This is a genomic window from Curtobacterium sp. HSID17257 (genome assembly GCF_003989515.1).
Lineage (GTDB): Bacteria > Actinomycetota > Actinomycetes > Actinomycetales > Microbacteriaceae > Curtobacterium.
The window spans coordinates 1-16,617 of record NZ_RBLU01000068.1 but is presented as its reverse complement, the minus strand read 5'-3'; the positions used below and the strand labels follow the sequence as shown (position 1 = coordinate 16,617).

General features: G+C 72.7%; 21 protein-coding genes. 7 read left to right on the top strand and 14 right to left on the bottom strand.

What is annotated here, in order from left to right; all coding sequences use genetic code 11:
• The 7 genes from D8M35_RS11130 to D8M35_RS11100 form a co-directional block, all read right to left on the bottom strand.
• On the bottom strand, nucleotides 1-706 hold a 706-nt coding region (locus tag D8M35_RS11130), incomplete at its 3' end, for a copper resistance CopC family protein (RefSeq protein ID WP_148113360.1).
• 126 nt (nucleotides 707-832) lie between these two features.
• The gene (locus D8M35_RS11125; protein ID WP_126891919.1) at nucleotides 833-1,618 is read right to left on the bottom strand and encodes a DUF4097 family beta strand repeat-containing protein; all 786 of its coding nucleotides are present in this window, start codon (nucleotides 1,616-1,618) and stop codon (nucleotides 833-835) included.
• Between the two features lie 57 nt (nucleotides 1,619-1,675).
• Nucleotides 1,676-2,338: a response regulator transcription factor gene (locus D8M35_RS11120; protein ID WP_126891918.1), complete on the bottom strand. Its 663-nt coding sequence runs from the start codon at nucleotides 2,336-2,338 to the stop codon at nucleotides 1,676-1,678.
• Nucleotides 2,326-3,534 carry a sensor histidine kinase gene (locus tag D8M35_RS11115; protein WP_126891917.1) on the bottom strand — a complete coding sequence of 403 codons (1,209 nt, stop codon included), beginning with the start codon at nucleotides 3,532-3,534 and terminating at the stop codon, nucleotides 2,326-2,328. The genes D8M35_RS11120 and D8M35_RS11115 overlap by 13 nt, the downstream gene beginning before the upstream one ends.
• A gap of 143 nt (nucleotides 3,535-3,677) precedes the next feature.
• Entirely contained in the window at nucleotides 3,678-4,538 is an 861-nt protein-coding gene (locus D8M35_RS11110) for a LamG domain-containing protein (protein ID WP_238638196.1), read from the bottom strand.
• Nucleotides 4,535-5,416 carry a S26 family signal peptidase gene (locus D8M35_RS11105; protein ID WP_126891916.1) on the bottom strand — a complete coding sequence of 294 codons (882 nt, stop codon included), beginning with the start codon at nucleotides 5,414-5,416 and terminating at the stop codon, nucleotides 4,535-4,537. Before D8M35_RS11105 ends, D8M35_RS11110 begins: the two co-directional genes overlap by 4 nt.
• Before the next feature lie 305 nt (nucleotides 5,417-5,721).
• Nucleotides 5,722-6,375 carry a hypothetical protein gene (locus tag D8M35_RS11100; RefSeq protein WP_126891915.1) on the bottom strand — a complete coding sequence of 218 codons (654 nt, stop codon included), beginning with the start codon at nucleotides 6,373-6,375 and terminating at the stop codon, nucleotides 5,722-5,724.
• 176 nt (nucleotides 6,376-6,551) lie between these two features.
• On the opposite strand from D8M35_RS11100, the gene D8M35_RS11095 reads away from it, so the two are divergent.
• Together D8M35_RS11095 and D8M35_RS11090 are read left to right on the top strand one after the other, a co-directional pair.
• Nucleotides 6,552-7,007 carry a MarR family winged helix-turn-helix transcriptional regulator gene (locus D8M35_RS11095; protein ID WP_126891914.1) on the top strand — a complete coding sequence of 152 codons (456 nt, stop codon included), beginning with the start codon at nucleotides 6,552-6,554 and terminating at the stop codon, nucleotides 7,005-7,007.
• A gap of 76 nt (nucleotides 7,008-7,083) precedes the next feature.
• Nucleotides 7,084-8,067 (top strand): TerC family protein, encoded by a 984-nt coding sequence (locus tag D8M35_RS11090; RefSeq protein ID WP_126891913.1) that lies wholly within the window; start codon nucleotides 7,084-7,086, stop codon nucleotides 8,065-8,067.
• Here the strand turns inward: D8M35_RS11090 and D8M35_RS11085 are convergent.
• Nucleotides 8,054-8,653, bottom strand: a complete 600-nt coding sequence (locus tag D8M35_RS11085; RefSeq protein ID WP_238638195.1) for a TetR/AcrR family transcriptional regulator — start codon at nucleotides 8,651-8,653, stop codon at nucleotides 8,054-8,056. The two genes, D8M35_RS11090 and D8M35_RS11085, sit on opposite strands and share 14 nt — an antisense overlap.
• A 62-nt stretch (nucleotides 8,654-8,715) precedes the next feature.
• Here D8M35_RS11085 and D8M35_RS11080 point away from each other — a divergent pair, with 62 nt between their 5' ends.
• Nucleotides 8,716-9,369: an NAD(P)-dependent oxidoreductase gene (locus D8M35_RS11080; protein WP_126891912.1), complete on the top strand. Its 654-nt coding sequence runs from the start codon at nucleotides 8,716-8,718 to the stop codon at nucleotides 9,367-9,369.
• A gap of 41 nt (nucleotides 9,370-9,410) precedes the next feature.
• Here the strand turns inward: D8M35_RS11080 and D8M35_RS11075 are convergent, their stop codons facing one another.
• The 3 genes from D8M35_RS11075 to D8M35_RS11065 are packed head-to-tail and all read right to left on the bottom strand — an operon-like array spanning nucleotide 9,411 to nucleotide 12,707.
• The gene (locus D8M35_RS11075) at nucleotides 9,411-10,499 is read right to left on the bottom strand and encodes a Brp/Blh family beta-carotene 15,15'-dioxygenase (protein WP_161972645.1); all 1,089 of its coding nucleotides are present in this window, start codon (nucleotides 10,497-10,499) and stop codon (nucleotides 9,411-9,413) included.
• The gene (locus tag D8M35_RS11070) at nucleotides 10,496-11,800 is read right to left on the bottom strand and encodes a lycopene cyclase family protein (RefSeq protein WP_161972644.1); all 1,305 of its coding nucleotides are present in this window, start codon (nucleotides 11,798-11,800) and stop codon (nucleotides 10,496-10,498) included. Before D8M35_RS11070 ends, D8M35_RS11075 begins: the two co-directional genes overlap by 4 nt.
• Nucleotides 11,787-12,707 carry a bacteriorhodopsin gene (locus tag D8M35_RS11065; RefSeq protein ID WP_126891909.1) on the bottom strand — a complete coding sequence of 307 codons (921 nt, stop codon included), beginning with the start codon at nucleotides 12,705-12,707 and terminating at the stop codon, nucleotides 11,787-11,789. Before D8M35_RS11065 ends, D8M35_RS11070 begins: the two co-directional genes overlap by 14 nt.
• Before the next feature lie 191 nt (nucleotides 12,708-12,898).
• Here D8M35_RS11065 and D8M35_RS11060 point away from each other — a divergent pair, with 191 nt between their 5' ends.
• The 3 genes from D8M35_RS11060 to D8M35_RS11050 are packed head-to-tail and all read left to right on the top strand — an operon-like array spanning nucleotide 12,899 to nucleotide 14,624.
• The gene (locus tag D8M35_RS11060; protein ID WP_126891908.1) at nucleotides 12,899-13,552 is read left to right on the top strand and encodes a response regulator transcription factor; all 654 of its coding nucleotides are present in this window, start codon (nucleotides 12,899-12,901) and stop codon (nucleotides 13,550-13,552) included.
• A 9-nt stretch (nucleotides 13,553-13,561) separates the two neighbouring features.
• Complete coding sequence (locus tag D8M35_RS11055) at nucleotides 13,562-14,044, top strand: MarR family transcriptional regulator (protein WP_126891907.1); 483 nt, start codon at nucleotides 13,562-13,564, stop codon at nucleotides 14,042-14,044.
• Nucleotides 14,045-14,069: 25 nt separating this feature from the next.
• Nucleotides 14,070-14,624: a GNAT family N-acetyltransferase gene (locus D8M35_RS11050; RefSeq protein ID WP_126891906.1), complete on the top strand. Its 555-nt coding sequence runs from the start codon at nucleotides 14,070-14,072 to the stop codon at nucleotides 14,622-14,624.
• A 9-nt stretch (nucleotides 14,625-14,633) separates the two neighbouring features.
• On the opposite strand, the gene D8M35_RS11045 is transcribed toward D8M35_RS11050, so the two are convergent.
• The 3 genes from D8M35_RS11045 to D8M35_RS11035 all read right to left on the bottom strand — a co-directional run bounded on the left by D8M35_RS11045 (nucleotide 14,634) and on the right by D8M35_RS11035 (nucleotide 16,280).
• Nucleotides 14,634-14,990, bottom strand: coding sequence for a hypothetical protein (locus tag D8M35_RS11045; RefSeq protein ID WP_126891905.1), 357 nt, complete (start codon nucleotides 14,988-14,990; stop codon nucleotides 14,634-14,636).
• 101 nt (nucleotides 14,991-15,091) lie between these two features.
• Nucleotides 15,092-15,475, bottom strand: coding sequence for a VOC family protein (locus D8M35_RS11040; RefSeq protein ID WP_126891904.1), 384 nt, complete (start codon nucleotides 15,473-15,475; stop codon nucleotides 15,092-15,094).
• A 109-nt stretch (nucleotides 15,476-15,584) separates the two neighbouring features.
• Nucleotides 15,585-16,280: a YafY family protein gene (locus D8M35_RS11035; protein WP_126891903.1), complete on the bottom strand. Its 696-nt coding sequence runs from the start codon at nucleotides 16,278-16,280 to the stop codon at nucleotides 15,585-15,587.
• A 105-nt stretch (nucleotides 16,281-16,385) separates the two neighbouring features.
• Here D8M35_RS11035 and D8M35_RS11030 point away from each other — a divergent pair.
• A partial coding sequence (locus D8M35_RS11030) for a putative immunity protein (protein WP_342342917.1) occupies nucleotides 16,386-16,617 on the top strand: 232 nt, incomplete at its 3' end.

Below are 16,617 nucleotides of genomic sequence, written 5' to 3'. Positions count from 1 at the left end.
CGTCCTCGGCGGTGCTGTCGGCAGTCGGGCCGTCCGCGGACGGGCCGTCCGCAGCCGTGCCGTCAGCGGGGACGCCGTTCCGACGAGCCAGCAGCGCGCGGACGCCGACGACGCCGGCGAACCCGACGACGACGAGCGCGACGATCAGCAGCAGGATCGTGTGGTGTCGGTGATCGACCGGGGCGGCCGCCGCCTGGGTCGCCGACACCTCGTCGGAGGTCCCGGACGCGGCGTCCGCCGTCGCGGTCGCGGTCGGTGCTGCGGAGGACGCTGCAGCGGTCGGGGCCGGTGTCTCCGCAACGCCGGAGGTCGAGGGGTCGAGCGCTGCCGGGCCGCTCGACGCGAACCGGTACTCGCCGGAGATCGGGTGCCCGTCGACGGACACGCTCCGCCACCGCACCAGGTACGAACCCGTCTCGGAGACGTCGAGGTCCTTGCCGATGGTGTTGCCCTCGACGGTCACGTCACCGGACGTGTGCTCGGCGTCCTGCGCGTCGGTGACGCTGATCACGATGCCGGTCTGCAGGCCGCTGAGCGGCGGTTCGGACAGGGTCAGGGTGATGCGGTCCAGGTCTCCCACGACCGTCGCGTCGGCCGCCGGGTCGGACGAGACCAGCACGTCGTGGGCGGACGCCGGTCCGGCGACGAGCAGGACGGGCGCGAGCGCTCCGACGACGACGGTGGCGAGGAGGGCTCGGAGACGCACGGGTGCCTTTCGACGAGGGCGGACCCGGCTGGTACCGGACGCCCCGAGCGTACCCGGGGCCTCCGGTGCGGCGGCGGGAGGAGCGTGGCGACCCCGCCACGCGCCTCCCGCCCGTCCGTCGACCCGTCAGCGACCGGGCGCGCGCTCGATCTCGATGTCGCCCGCGACCGCCGTGAACCGGTACCGCTGCGCGGCACCCGGGTCGGTGCCGAGCTCGTTGTCCACCTCGCCGACGGTCGCCTCGGCGGTGATCGCGTACCGGCCGTCCGGCAGGCGGACCTCCTGGTCGCCGGAGGTGGTGTCGACCGAGATGCTCCGCGGTGCCGCACCGAGTGCGAGGTCCACGTCCCCCGAGGTCGCCTCGACGGTCAGGGTGTCCGCGCGACCGTCGAACGCGACGTCACCGGCGGTGCTCGTCAGGGCGACGTCGCCCCAGGTGCCGGCGAGCAGCACGTCGCCGACGGTGGCGCCGACCTCGATCGGGACGTCTGCTGCGTCCGACGGCACCCGCACCGTCAGGCCTGCGCCCTGACGGACCCCGACGGACAGGTCGACGATGCTCCACGCCGGGCCGGCGATCGTGAGGTCGAGCACCCCGTCGCGGACCGCGTGCCGCTCACGGAGTCGGGTGTCCCCGGCGACGAAGACGATCTCCGTGCGGTCCACGTCGGCCCGCTCGACGCGGACGTCGGTCGAACCGGTGTCGATCCGGATGCGGTCGAAGGACTCGTCGACGGCACTCGTCCGGGAGTGGTCCTGGCGGTCGGCAGCGGCGACGGACTGCACGACGACGAGGGCGAGCAGCGCGACGAGCAGCACGGAGCCGACCACGAGCAGGACGGTCCGCAGGGTGCGGGGACGCCGGGGAGCCGGCGGGGGCGTGGTGCTGGTGGGCGGGGCGGTCGTCGTCACGGGGAACTCGTTCCTTCGGGTGGTGGTGCGGGATGGGGTGGCGGGGCGGGTGCGCGGTCAGCGTCCGCGGCCGGCGGCCTCGGACAGGTAGCGCAGGACGGCGAGCACGCGGCGGTTGCCGGTGCCCTCCGCCGGGACGCCGAGCTTGGTGAACACGGCGGACACGTGCTTCTCGACCGAGCTCTCGGTGATGTGCAGCTCGGCACCGACCGCACTGTTCGACCGTCCCTCGGCCATGAGCTGCAGGACCTGGAGCTCCCGAGGGGACAGCATGTCGATGCCGTCCGTGCGGCGGGAGCGGGCGAGGATCTGCGCGACCACCTCGGGGTCGAACACGGTGCCGCCCGAGCCGACCCGGGCGACGTCACCGAGGAACTCGTCGACCTCGACCACGCGGTCCTTGAGCAGGTACCCGAGTCCGGCGGTGTCGCTCGTGATGAGGTCGGCGGCGTAGCGCTCCTCGACGTACTGGGAGAGCACGAGCACCGCGACCCCGGGGTGCTGCGCCCGGATGAGGACGGCGGCCCGGACCCCCTCGTCGGTGAAGGTCGGGGGCATCCGGACGTCGACGATGGCCAGGTCGGGACGGTCGGCGGCGACGGCGTCGAGCAGGGCCGGAGCGGTGTCGACGGCGGCCGTCACCTGGTGTCCGGCGTCGGTGAGCAGGCGGACGAGTCCGGCACGGAGGAGGACGGCGTCCTCGGCGATCACGATGCGCACGGGACCTCCACGGTCACTCGGGTCGGGCCGCCGACGGGGCTCTCGGTCAGCAGGGTGCCACCGGCGGCACGGACGCGGTCCCGCATCCCGCTGAGGCCTCCGCCGGGGTGTCCGTCGGTGCCGGCGCCGCCGACGCCGTCGTCCCACACCACGGTGCGGATGCCGCCGGGCACCTGGTCGACGGTGACCGAACACCGCGTGGCGCCGGAGTGCTTCGCGACGTTCGTGAGCGCCTCGGCGACGGCGAAGTACAGGACCGCCTCGACCTCGGGCCGCGGGCGGGTGGTGAGCGCCACGTCGACGGCCGTGGGGACGGCGTTGCGCGCGGCGACGGCGGACAGTGCGGCGTCGAGCCCGCGGTCGGTGAGGATCGCCGGGTGGATCCCCCGGGCGAGCTGCCGGAGCTCGGTGATCGAGTCCTTCGCGTCGCGGTGCGCCTGGTCGAGGAGCTCCCGGGTGGCCGCGGGGTCGCTGTCGAACCGCGACCGCGCCATGCCGAGGGTCATCGCGAGCGCCACCAGCCGCGGCTGCACGCCGTCGTGCAGGTCGCGCTCGATGCGGAGCCGTTCGGTCGTCGCGGCGTCGACCGCTCCCTGCCGGGCGTCCGTGAGGCGGTCGATGCGGTCCTGCAGCGCCGCGGTCCGGCTCGAACCGAGGAGCAGCGGCGCCAGCGCCCGGTCGAGGCTGCCGGCGCCCCACACGTACAGCACGGTCACCACGAGGAGCACCACGCCGGCGAGGACACTGCCGGCCGTGCCGTTCGGCAGCAGGCCCAGCAGCGGACCGGTCCGGGGCGACGTCAGGACGAACGGCGCGAGCGTCACGAGCCCGAGGAAGCCCCAGCCGAGCACGGTGGACACCAGGTGGTGCGCCAGGACCCGCCAGGTCACCGGGTCGGCGAGGTCGACGAACGCCTGCACCACGGGGCGCCAGGGTCCGGTGACGCGGGTCGCCCTGCGGACCGGACGGGGGATCTCGACGTCGTGGAGGGCCGCTGCGCGGCGGCGCTCGACCTCGGCGACCCACCGAGTCGTCAGGGTGGTGGCCACCAGGAGCAGCACCCCCAGACCGGCCGCGGGGATGCTGCCGATCGAGGTGGCGAGGAGCGTGACGACGAGGATGAACCAGACGAACCCGAGGAACGCGTCGAGGAGGAGGTCCACTGCGGAGCTCCAGAGGGCGGTCGCTTTCTGCACGGCTTCACAGTAGGGGCGGACGCGAGCACCCCTCGACGGTGGTGGCCGCACGATCGGGTGGGGGTTTCCCCCACCCGCTCACGGACGGACGGGAGGCCCGTGGCGGACACCGCCACGGGCCTCCCGTCCGGCTCGTGGCCGCGTCAGCGACCGGCCGCGGCGTGGTTCGCGACCTGGGTCGCGGTCAGTTCCGTCGAGTACACCGCGGCGTAGCGCATCTGGCCGGTGAAGAAGAAGTTGCCCGGGGCACCCGGCCACCCGCTGATGGTGTCGTAGCCGATGCGGAAGTACCCGGTGTAGTTCTCGGGTGCCTTGAACGCGGAGTTCGACGCGACGAGCGTGCCGTCGAGGTACAGGCGCATGCCGTTCGTCGGCGACATGGTCGACACGACGTGGTGCCACGCGCCGTCGGTCACGGCCTTCGGCGAGGTGATCACCTGCGTCGCGCCGTTGTACGCGCCGAACACGAGCTGCCCGGCGGTGTTGACGTAGATCTGCCGGTCGTGCTGCCCCGAGGTGGTGACCTGGTTGCTGCCGAAGCCGATGAGCAGCCCGCCGGCGACGGTCGTGCGGAACCAGACCTCCTCGCTGAAGGTCGTCGGGTTCGCGTACGAGCGCGGCGTCGAGACGAAGCTCGTCGACCCGTTGAGCGTGTAGGCGGTGCCGCCGTCGCGGGTGCAGGCCCCGGGGTTCGCGGTCGTGGCCATGGAGCCCTGGTACGTGCCCGCGGCGTTCTTGCCGGAGGAGTCGGCGGCGGTCCGCGACCCGGCGGCCTCGTCGAGGTCGTACGCGAACAGCGCACCGGACGCGTCGGCCAGCGCTGCGGCGCCGCAGGTGAAGTACGGCGCGGTGGCCGCGGAGTTGGTCGAGTTCGTCACCGTCGCGCTGTACGCGGAGCGGGTCGGGGCGAACTGGTTCAGCAGCACGACCACGGCGAGGGCGACGACGAGCAGGACGGCGACGACCCGGCCGTCGCGCAGGGAGCGCAGGGGGCGGCCGGTCACGATGCACGCACCGGTTCGACACGACCGACGGCCAGGCAGAGCACGAGCGGCACGAGGCACACCAGGACGAGCGCGGCCCAGCCCATCGGGTCGAGGTCGATGTTCGAGGTCAACTGGTAGTGCCCGTTCTTCGTGAGTTCCTCGATCACGACGCGTCCGACCTGGCCGTCCACCAGGTGGACCGAGTTGCCGCCGTGGGCGTCGACGCGGACGGGGAAGATGCCGGAGGAGACGATCGTCGCCTCGACGCCGTGCGGGCTCGAGGTGTTCGTGATGGTCGTGACGTTGACGAACGGCTTCAGGACGAACGCCGCGTACGAGGTCGTGAGGGCGCCGCCGGCGATGCGGAGGCAGGTGCGCGTCACGCGGTCCGTGAAGGCGCTCGTGAGGGTCCAGATCAGCAGGGTGCCGACGAGCAGGATCGGGGCGGCCCGGAACAGCCAGCCGAGGTGGGGGACGAGGAGCACCGGCGCACCGATGACGTCGTGCTGCGTGAGCGTCCACGGGTCGGTGGCGCCGTTGATGTCGCCGCGGGTGTGCAGGCCCTCGGCGTCGATGCCGATGATGCGGTGCGTGTAGACGACACCGGGGTTCGCGTCGGTCGCGAAGGAGACGACGTCACCGACCGCGAGCGTGTCCACGTCAACGGGCAGGTCGAGCACGAGCGTGCCGACCGGGGCGGCCTCGCCCATCGAGGGCGTCTCGACGACGAACCAGCGACCGCCCGCGGACAGGAACAGGACGGCGGCGGTGAGCAGGACGGCGGCGACGACCGCGACGGTCCAGGCGAGGACGGTCTCGGAACGGGAGACGGCCCGTCCGCGCAGGACCGGCCGGTCGAGCGTGCCGCTGAGCGGGATCGCTGCGGTCTGGCTCATCTGCTGCTCCGGTGGGGTCGGCCGCCCCGGCAGGCGGGGACGGCGGGTGGTGCGGGTGGGGGACTGCGTGGGAGGGGGTGGCGGCGCTCGGACGCGGGGGACGTCCGAGCGCCGCCGGGGTGGGCGCGTCCGACCGGACGGGGGGACGACGGTCGGACTGCGCCGGGGATGACGTCACCCGGCCGGAAGGGGGGAGGCCGGTCGGGGGGCGTCGGTCTGGGGGTCGGTCCGGGGAGGCGGGTGCGGGAGCGGGGAGGTGCCGGCGGGGCGGGATCAGGTCGTCACGCCGGCGCGCTCCCTGCGGGTCAGGCGGTGAACGTCCAGGTCATCGGGACGGACGCTGCGAGGCCCTGGTACGTGTTGCCGGCCGACGGGTCGAGGGTCACGGCGAAGTTGAACGGGACGGTCGCGCCGGCGGCGGGTGCCTGGGGCATCGTGAAGGACGAGGCCGGCGCACCCTTGAAGCTCGCCAGGGTGCCGGTGAAGACGGTGGTCGAACCCGAGGTGATGACGAGGTTCATCTTCGCGCACAGGTCGGTGGCGGTGCCGTTCTGGGTGCCGTTGGCCGACTGCGTGCAGGTCGCACCGGGGGTGAGCGTGAAGGTCGCGGCGTTCGCGGTGCCGGTGTTCTTGATCGAGATCGCGGTGTTCACGGTGTTGCCCGGCGTCATCGTCGTGCTGCCACCGAACTTGTTGATCGTCGAGCAGGTCGCCGCGTTCGTCGAGACCGAGCCGCCGTCGGTGCTGAGGCAGGTGACGGTCGCGCCCGCGTTCTGCTCCTGCATGACCAGGGTGCCGGTGGCGGCGGTGTTGCTCGAGTTGGTGATGCTCGCCGCGAACCCGGAGAGGGTGCCCGTGAGGGAGAGCGAGAGCAGGACGGCCGCGAAGATGCCGGCCAGGAGCGCCACGGGGGCGAAACGGATCCGCTTCAGCGCGGAGGTGCGGAGCTTGGTGGACACGGTGGACCTCTTCGTTCGGTGGTGGTGGTTCGGGCTTGTCGGAGGATCGGGAGCAAGTGGTTCGGGCTCACTTGCTTCAATCATCAAGATAGTCATTGATTCACCAAGTTGACCACTCTTATACTTACCCCAGAGCGGGGGACGCCCCGTGTCCCCCTCCGACGGAAGCAGGTCCCGTGGCCCCCACCAGCGACGACGACGCCGACCTCATGGCGGCCTTCGCCGCGGTCGTCCGCGCGAACACGAGCCTGGTCGGGCAGTTGAGCGCGCGAGCCGGCATCCACGAGAACGCCCTGCGCGCGCTCGTGCTCGTCAGCGACACGGGCTACTCCACCCCCACCGAGGTCGCGGGGTACCTCGGCCTGACCTCGGGCGCGGTGACGAACATGATCGACCGCATGACGGCCGCCGGCCTGCTCGAGCGTGCGCCCAACCCCGCCGACCGCCGCGGGTCGCTGCTGCGCCTGCTCCCGGCCGGCGACGCCGTGGTCGAGGACTACCGCGCCCGCTACGGGGCGATGCTGCGCGCCGTCGACGGCGCGCACGGCGGCGAGCTGCACGAGGTGCTCAACTCCCTGGCGACCAGCCTGTACGAGCAGGCGGCCGACGCGGTCGGCGACCGCGGGGACTGAGCCGGGAACACGGCGGACGGGAGGCGCGTGGCGGGCCCGCCACGCGCCTCCCGTCCGCATGCCCCAGACTGGGACGATGCCCCAGCTCCCCGTCGTCTTCGAGGTCGGCTCGATCATCGCGCTCGTCGCGATCCTGCTCGTCGACCTGCTCATCGTCGCCCGACGGCCGCACGTGCCGAGCCTGCGGGAGTCCGGAGCCTGGGTCGGCGTCTACGTCGGGCTGGCGCTCGTCTTCGCCGTCCTCATGCTCGTCTTCGCGGGTGGGGACGCCGCGGGGCAGTTCGTCGCCGGCTGGCTGACCGAGTACAGCCTGAGCATCGACAACCTGTTCGTGTTCGTCATCATCATGGCGCGCTTCAGCGTGCCGAAGGCGATCCAGCAGGAGGTGCTGATGCTCGGCATCATCATCGCCCTGGTGCTGCGCGGGGTGTTCATCCTGGTCGGCGCGCAGCTGATCGAGGACTTCACCTGGATCTTCTACCTGTTCGGGGCATGGCTGATCTGGACCGCGATCCAGCAGCTCCGCGAGGACGACGACGAGGAACAGCAGGACAGCGCCCTCGTGCGCCTGCTCCGCCGGCGGGTCCGGATCACGGACGAGTTCGACGGCATGAAGTTCCGCGTGTCCCAGGGCGGGGCGAAGCACTTCACCCCGCTGCTCATCGTGCTCATCGCGATCGGCACGACGGACCTGCTGTTCGCGCTCGACTCGATCCCCGCGATCTTCGGCATCACCGAGAGCGCCTTCATCGTCTTCACCGCGAACGTCTTCGCCCTGATGGGCCTGCGGCAGCTGTACTTCCTGCTCGGTGGGCTGCTCGAGCGCCTGGTCTACCTGAAGTACGGGATCGCGCTCATCCTGGCGTTCATCGGCGTGAAGCTCGTGCTGCACGCCCTGCACGAGAACGAGCTGCCGTTCCTCAACGGCGGCGAGGGCTTCTCGTGGGCGCCGGAGATCCCGACGTGGGTGTCCCTCGTGGTGATCCTCGTGGCGATGGCGGGCGCGACGGGTGCGAGCCTGGTGCGGATGCGGCGGGACGCGGTGGTCAGCGGGCGTTGACCGTCCGGGCCGCGAGGTCCGACCCGAGCATCATCTCCATCGCGTCGCCGACGAGCCGGTCGCCGTCAGCGCGCGCGAGCCGATGGGCAGCGACGAGGGCGGCGATGCCCTGCATCGACGCGGCGAACAGCATCTTGAACGTGTCGCGGGCGCCCTCGTCCGTCCCCACGACCCGCGGACCCATCGCACTGTCGAGCGTGTCGAAGAGGTCCCGGGCCGCATCCGACACCGCGTCGGGGCGGCTGGCTGCGCCGGTCTGGAACATGAGGTCCATGAGCGCGGCGTCGTCGATGGCGAAGTCCACGTAGGCGTGCGCGACGCGGAGGAACCGCTCCCGGACGTCGTGGCGTCCGTCGACGGCCCGCCGGACCTCGCTGGTCAGGCGGCGGAAGCCGGCCTCGGCGAGGGCGTCGAGCAGTGCCTGCCGGTCGGCGAAGTGACTCCGCGGTGCGGCGTGACTCACGCCCACCCGGCGTGCGAGTTCCCGGAGGGACAGCGCATCGACGCCGGACTCGCGCACGACGGACATCGCTTCGTCGAGCAGCGCGGCGCGCAGGTTCCCGTGGTGGAAGGGTCGGTCGCTCACCGGGTCATCCTACCCCCGATCTAGGCATTGACCAGATTCTTGTCACTGCCTAGATTGGTCCCATGACCTCTTCCAGCACACTCCTGGTGCTCGGTGCGACCGGGCAGACCGGACGGCACTTCACCCGACTCGCCCTCGACGCCGGCCACCGTGTCCGCGCACTCGCCCGGGACCCCGCGAAGCTCCCCCTGCAGCACGACGCGCTCGAGGTCGTGCAGGGCTCGATCACGGCACCGCTCGACCTCGACGCCCTGCTCGACGGGGTGGACGCGGTCGTCCTGATGCTCGGCGACGTGGTGGCCCAGCGTGACCGCCTCGTGAACACCGCGTTCGTCCAGGAGCTCGTCCCCGCGATGCGCCGGAAGGGCGTGCGCCGCCTGCTGTACCAGGCGGGAGGGCTCAGTGCGGCGCCGGGGAAGCGGCTCATGCCCGTGCTGCGTCTCGTCCGTGCGACCATCGCCCGCTCCTACGACGGGCAGCACCGGGACAACGAGGCCGTGATGCGGTGGCTCGACACCGAGGCCCGCGACCTGGCCTGGGTGGTGCACCGCGCGGGCATCGGTTCGGACGGCCCGTCGAAGGGCGAGCTGCGGCGGTCCCGGACGTGGATCAGCATCGCGACCTTCGTCGACTGTGCGGCGTACTCGCTCCGCCTGCTCTTCGACGACGACGCGGTGCACACGTGCGACGGGAGCGCCTACCGCCGGGGGCGGTGACCGCGGGCTCAGGCCGGACGGACGGGGAGCGGGTGTGGTGGTCACGGGGTGTCCTTCGTTCGGGGTGCTGAGCGGGTGGCCTCGGGCGGGCCCCCGGCCCAGGTGTGCTGGACCCGGTCCATCCAGGTGACGACCACGGTGTGCGGGGTGGTGAGTGCGGCGATGAGCACCAGGTAGACGCCGAGGTCGGCTCGACGGACCACGACGGCGAGCGCCACGAGCATCGCCACCGCGATCGCGGTGATCGGCCACGCCTGGCGGGCGAAGCGGAGGAACGGCGCGAGCAGCCGCCCTCGGTGCAGCTGCCCCGCACTGGTCGGCTCGGTCAGCTCGAGTCGCAGGATGTGCCGGACCGCGTGCCACAGCGTGAAGTACAGGCCGACCGCGAGCACCGGCGGCACGACCGCGAAGAACGCCACGAGCACGCCGTCCTCCGAGACCTGCCGCCACCGCGGTCCGTCGGAGCGGGCGACGACCACGACGTGCAGCACGACGAGTGCGACGACCAGGACGGCCCCGGCGAGCCGGACCGCCCCTGGCACGACGAGCACGGCGCCGTCGAGGCTCCCGTCGACCACCGCCGCCGACTCGAGGACCACGTGCACCGCAGCGCCCGGTTGCGCGACGAACGGGACGAGCATCGGCAGTGCCCCGCGCACCGCCACGGTCAGGGTGGACCCGAGCGCACCGGGCACGCCGTCGCCGAGCAGCCGGTCGACGAACAGGTCGCCCTGCCCCCAGTGGAACCAGGTGATCCCGACGAAGACCGCGAACCCGAGCAGCGGGGCGGTGGTCCAGAGCGCCACGGTCGCCGCGCCGACGACGACATACAGCGCCACGACCGTGACGACCGACCGCGCGGTGCTCGTCCCCGGACGCAGGCGTGCGGGCACGAGGTGGTCGAGAGCGCCGTGGGGGAGCCCGAAGACCAGCACGCTCACCGCGAAGGGCACGAGCTGCACCGCCAGGGGGACGGCGACGCCGGCGAGCGTGGTGACGGCGCCGGCGAGTGCGACGAGCGCCAGCACCGCGGTGACCGGCGCGAGCACGCGGTCGGCGACCCAGGTGCGGAGCGCGGGCGGCGCAGCGAACCCGCGGTCGGGCAGGACACGGGCCGGCACCGCGGTCACGATCGGCTCCGGGTGCGGACGACCGTGTCACGGACGGTCCGGACCAGTGCCGCCAGGAACGGGCGCTTCTGCAGCGCGAGGACGATGCGCAGCTCGTCGATCGGGCCGGACCGCTCCGACAGGAACCGGACGACGAGGGGACCGGGCAGCGCGAAGAGTCGACGGAACGCCTCCGCGGCCTGCTCCGGCCGGTCCCGCAGGAACCGCAGGAACACCGCGTCGAGGAAGCGCGTCCGCCAGCCGTCGACGAACGGCGGCACCGCGGTGCCGGCGGCGAGGTGCTGCGCGACGACGGCGCTGTGCCGGTTGCTCCGGGCGAAGCCGTAGCCGCTGCTCGGTCGGGTCGTCCCCACGACGGCCGCCGCCGCAGACCACCGCACGTCGGGTTGCGCCGGTGCGTCGGTCATCGGGATGCACCCGCGCTCCTCGTCGACCACACGCCACTCGTCCGGACCGAGCCCCCACCGTCGCCCGACGTACCCGGCGACGTGGGCCTCGTGGTCGAACGGATCGGCGGCGTCCTGGGTGAACAGGGTGCTCTCGACCAGTGCTTCGGTGGGGGAGACCGGCAGGACGTAGACGAACCGCACGGGCCCGGCGGAGTCCTGCCCGGTGAAGTCCATGAGCGTCACGGTCGACGTGTCGAACACGGGTCGGTCGGCGGTGACCCACTGCCCGACGAACCGCTGGTGCAGGAGCACGCGGCCTGCTCCGACGTGGTCCGGGCACCGGGGCCCACGGGCATCGAGCACCTGACGCGCGCGGACCGTCCCGAGCCGGGAGGTCACCACGCACCCGTCGTCGGTACGGACGATCGCGGACACCGCGGCACCGTCGACGATGTGGACCGTCCCACCGGTGTCGCGTCGTCCGGCCGAGATGCGTCGGTCGGCAGCGCTCCGACGGTCGGCGGCCCGCACGAGCACGTACGGGTGCGCGGGGTCGCTCCCGGTGCTCGTTCCCCGGTCGGTACGGACGTCCCAGCGGTCCCAGCTCGCCGACCGCGCCTCCGCCAGGGGATCGCTGCCGTCGTCCCAGGCGCACCACGACCGCGGGTCGGGCGTCGAGCGCCCCTCGAGCACGAGGACGGACGGAGTCCGCGCAGCGTCGACGCCGGCATCGACGTCGGCCGCGGCTTCGGCCTCGGCGAGCCGCACTGCCGCGGCCAGACCGGAGCACCCTGCCCCGACGATCGCGACGTCGACGGTGCCCGGCAGGACCGCGCGGACGGGGCCGGGGGCCGGAGCGACGTCCGCTCCGACCCCCGAGCTGGTCGCGACCGACAGGTCAGCGACGACCACGCTGCGCACCGGGAGCGGTGGCCGCGTGCTGCGAGTGGTGCGCAGTGGCGGACTCCGGGAGCGTGCCGTCGGACAGCTTCTCGGACGAGACCCACAGCGCCTCGGGCAGGGTGTCGACGCCGGCGCGGACGTCCTCGGCGGACCGGAACTTGGCGACCTTGTGGATCATCGCGCCGAAGCCGACCTTCGCGACGATGTCGGCGGCCGACAGGACGACCTGCATCCAGGTGAACACCGCGCCGCCGTGGCCCCAGCCCTGCAGCCCGAAGACGATCGGGTACGCCATCCACGTGACGATGAGCAGGATCCCCGCGTTGCGGAGCGTCGCCGCCGCCTCGGAGCCCTTCAGGTCACGGCCGCCCTTGACGACCACGTAGATGACGAGGAGGTACAGGACCACCATGAAGACGCCGGAGATGACGCCCCAGGTCCAGAGGGCCGGGATGCTCGTGCCGGAGTCGATCACGACGCCGCCGATGAACCCGGTGCTGATCATCAGGAACGCGGCGGCCACGCCGACCGCGCGCAGACGTCGGGCCGCGACGCCGGCCAGGGTGGCGACGGCCAGCAGCTCGATGACGAGCAGCGGCACGGTGACGGTCCAGTCGAAGTAGCGAGGCGCCCAGGACAGGATCGCGTTCGCGTTCGGGACCCACGAGTCACCCTTGCGGTCGTAGCCGAGCGCGAAGGACGCGACGAGCACGACGTACGACAGGAAGGCGACGCCGGTGATCGCCATCCCCGCGTAGACGCCGGTCCGGTAGCGACCGGTGACCTCGTTCGTCGACACGAGCGACTTCACGAAGAACGCGAGGAGCGCGAGGCCGGCGACGGAGAGTGCGTAGACGATGATCGAGTGCTCCGCGAGCGTCAGCGTCGCGTTCCACGGAGCGAGTGCATCCGACATGAGGGTCCTTCCGGGGGGTCGAGGGCCGGCGGAACAGCGCCGACCAGGAAAACTTGCTCCTGGGCAACCGTCGCGGTTCTCAGGCCCGGCTGCAGACGGGGTACATCGCCGTCCGTAGCGTGGTGATCCCGACGGAACACGCGTCGACCAGCACCCGTCTCACCCCCAGGGGTGGTCCTGAGAGGATCCAGATGCCCGACCGCATCCGTGTCGCGCTCGTCAACGACTACGAGCTGGTCCTGCGCGGACTCGCCGACCTGCTCGCACCGTTCTCGGACCGCCTCCAGGTCGTGCAGCTCGATGCCCGCCACCGGGTGACCACCGACGTCGACGTCGCGCTCTACGACACGTTCGCCCAGCCCGAGCCCGACGACGAGGACGTCACCCGGCTTGCGCGGAACCCCCGGATCCGCACCGTCGCCGTCTTCACCTGGAAGATGGACCAGGACCTCATCGACGCCGCCGTGGCCCGCGGAGCGACCGGGTACTTCGCGAAGAGCTCCACCGCCGACGCACTCGCCGAGGGCCTGCTGCGGGTCGCTGCCGGTGAGCGGGTCCTCGACGCACCACGGCGCCGGGTCCCGAGCGGCCCCGGGGTCGACTGGCCGGGCCGCGAGCACGGCATCTCGGACCGGCAGTCCGAGATCCTCGCCCTGATCACGCAGGGCAAGCGCAACGAGGAGATCGCCGTCCTCACGCACCTCAGTCCGAACACGGTGAAGACCCACATCCGGACGCTCTACAGCAAGATCGGCGCGCGGACGCGGGTCGACGCGGTGCTGTGGGGGACCGACCACGGGTTCCGGCCGGACCACCGCAGCGTCGACCGGGCCACGTCGCCGTAGGCTGTCCGCGTGAGCGACGACGATGAGCAGCAGTCACGAACGGAGTCGTCCGTCGTGGACGCGTCGGTCGTCGGACTCGGCATCGTGCTCCGCTCCCTCGCACCGGCGCTCGAGCAGGTGACCCTGCAGCAGTACCGGATCCTCGTCCTCCTCGTCACCCGCGGACCGCTGCGTGCCGGCGACCTGGCCGACGAGCTCGGACTGCTCCCGTCCGGCATCACCCGGATGGTCGACCGGCTGGTCCGGGACGGCTGGGTCACCCGGAGGACCTCCGGTCGTGAGGTCCTGGTCACCGCCGGTGACGACACCGTCGCGCTCGTCGATCGCGTGCTCGCACGTCGCGCCGTCGAGTTCCGGGCGGCACTGCGCCGGATGACCCCGGACGAGCGGTCCGCCGTGCGCACGGCGGCGGACGCGCTGGCGCGGACCGCGATCGCGGACCCGGTGCTCGACGCCCAGATCCTGCTCGCCACGGCCCCGCCCGAGCGCTGACCGCCCCGGGTCGTACCGTGGGGGCGTGACGATCACGCTGACCAGGACCGACCCGCAGGGCGCCGACCGGGAGGCCCTGGTCACCTTCCACACGTCGGCCCACTTCCCCTTCCACGTCCGTCCGCGGCCCACCCGCGCCGACCTGGACCGCGCGGTCGACGGTGGCGCGTTCCGCGACGACGAGCACGACTCGTGGTGGCTCGACGACGACCGGCTCGGTCGCGTCGGTCTGGTCGTGCTCGAGGACCTGCAGGACCCCGCACCCCTGCTCGACCTGCGGCTCACCCCGGCGTTCCGCGGGCGAGGGCTCGGGGTGCCGGCCCTGCGCGCGGTCACCGACCACGTGTTCCGCACGATGCCCGACGTCACGCGCTTCGAGGGGCAGACGCGCGAGGACAACACCGCGATGCGCCGTGTGTTCCTGCGCACCGGGTGGGCGCAGGAGGCGTACTACCGGGAGTCGTGGCCGGTCGAGGGCGGGGATCCGCTGGCGTCGGTGGCCTACGGGGTGCTCCGCCGTGACTGGGAGACGGGCGGCGTGACGCCGGTCCCGTGGGGCGACGTCACGCTCGACGACTGAGCGGTCCGCTCAGGCGGGCTCGTCGACCAGGGCGGTGAACCGACTGCCGATGCCGTACACGAGGTGCCGCGTGGTCCCGCTCGCGGGCGGCGGCACCTCGTCGTGGTCGTCGCACACCAGCAGGGTCCACTCCGGCCACCACTTCTTCGGCCGCTCCTGCTCCGAGAAGCCGCAGACAGCACACTCCAGGTGCGCCCAGACCCTCTTGCTCCCCGTGCGGTTGCCCCGGGACTGCACGAGCCATGCGGGCGGATCCTGCTCGATGCGCTCGAGCTCGGCCTCGCTGATGTGGGAGGGGATGCCGTGGCGAGCGGCCATCTCGAGGGGGATGTCGAGCCGGATGGCGGCGTCACGGCGGGAGAGCATCCGTCCAGCGTAGGTCGTGCCGGCCGGGAGGCTCCTCCCGCGACCCCGCCACGTCCTCCCGGACACGGCGGGGCCGTCAGCGATCGGCGCCGGTGCCGCGATCACTCCGCCCGGTCGGGCTCCGGCCTGCTGAACAGGTTGACGACGTTGCCGTCGGGGTCGCGCACCAGGGCGGAGCGGTTGCCCCACGGCATCGTGGTCGGTCCGAGGACGACGTCCTCGCCGGTGAGGCCGAGCTCCGCGAACGCGCCGTCGACGTCGTCGACCGCGAACTCGACGAACACGGACCGGTTCGTGGCGGGCGTCAGGGCGCCGCCGAGCATCGCGACGGTGGCGGTGCCGGCGATCGCGAGGGTCGCCCCGGGGCCGGTGAACTGGGCGAAGACGGGCGCGGGACGCTCGGCGCGCTGCCCGGTGACCCGCTCGTAGAAGGCGACGAGGCCGTCGAGGTCGTCGGTGACGATGCGGATGGATGCGAACGACAAGGGATTCCTCCGGTGGTGCTGGTGCGGGTGCGGTCGGGCCCAGCTTCACGGGTGGTCGCGACACCGTCCTGTCGGTGTTCGCGGAGATCCGTCCCCGTGCCGCTCGCGGTCAGTCGGCGACGACGGGACGCAGTCGCCCGTACTGGATGCCGAGGTCCTCGGTCCGGAGGACGCGCCTCGGCGGTCGTTCGTCGGTGACCTCGATCGACGCCATCCGGTCGCCGCGGAACGCCCGGACACCGTCGCGCAGCCGGCACCAGGCGACCAGGTACCACTGCCCGTCCTTCTCGATCGACCCCAGCGGTTCGACGTCGCGAGTCGACTCCGTGCCGTCCGCAGCCCGGTACCGCAGCCGCACCACGCGGTCCGAACGCAGGGCGTCGGCGAAGGCGACCGGCGTGACGGGGTCCTCGTCGGCCTCCAGGAAGTGCACCCGGGACGCAACGGCACCCGCGCGTGCCGCGTCGCGGTTCGGCATGACGGCGAGGACCTTGCGTGCCGCGGTGCCGGCGGCCTGCCGGAACGGGCTGGTGCCGAGGGCGCCGAGACCGATCAGCACCGCGAGGGCCTCGTCCGGCGTGAAGCCGGCGGGGCCGAGCGTCGCCGATGCGTCGATCACGTACCCACCCGTGCGCCCGGGCTCGGCCCAGATCGGCATGCCCGACTGCTGCAGCGCCGCGAGGTCCCGCTCCACGGTCCGCACGGACACCTCGAACCGTTCCGCGAGGCGACGTGCGCTGCGTGGCCGCGGTGCGGCGGCCCGCAGCTCCTCGACGATGCCGTAGAGGCGATCGGTGCGGTTCACGGACCCATCATCCGGCACGGCGGTGCCGCTCGCCGACGACGAGTCCGGCTGCCGTGCGGGTGATGGCGCTTCCGGTGGCGGACGGGAGGTGCCAAGCTCTGGCGTGTGCTCTCGCCGCAGTCGTTGACCGAGGACGACCGTCGTCTCGTCGCGAGGTGGGCGGCGGACAGTGCCGAGCGGGTGCTCGCCGTCTTCGAAGCCGAAGCACCCGACGATGCCCGGCCGCGGGAGGGCATCGCCCGGGCCCGGTGCTTCGCGCGCGGCGAGGTCGACGCCGCGAGCCAGATCCGGTTGCGGTTCGTCGCGGGTCGCGGAGCGCGCTCGGCCTCGTCGGCCA

What these genes read in the sequence shown, in the direction of transcription:
- D8M35_RS11045 (WP_126891905.1), bottom strand. Translation starts at nt 14,990, where the DNA reads ATGCTCTCCCGCCGTGACGCCGCCATCCGGCTCGACATCCCCCTCGAG.
- D8M35_RS11065 (WP_126891909.1), bottom strand. Translation starts at nt 12,707, where the DNA reads ATGTCGGATGCACTCGCTCCGTGGAACGCGACGCTGACGCTCGCGGAG.
- D8M35_RS11105 (WP_126891916.1), bottom strand. Translation starts at nt 5,416, where the DNA reads ATGAGCCAGACCGCAGCGATCCCGCTCAGCGGCACGCTCGACCGGCCG.
- D8M35_RS11060 (WP_126891908.1), top strand. Translation starts at nt 12,899, where the DNA reads ATGCCCGACCGCATCCGTGTCGCGCTCGTCAACGACTACGAGCTGGTC.
- D8M35_RS11090 (WP_126891913.1), top strand. Translation starts at nt 7,084, where the DNA reads ATGCCCCAGCTCCCCGTCGTCTTCGAGGTCGGCTCGATCATCGCGCTC.
- D8M35_RS11080 (WP_126891912.1), top strand. Translation starts at nt 8,716, where the DNA reads ATGACCTCTTCCAGCACACTCCTGGTGCTCGGTGCGACCGGGCAGACC.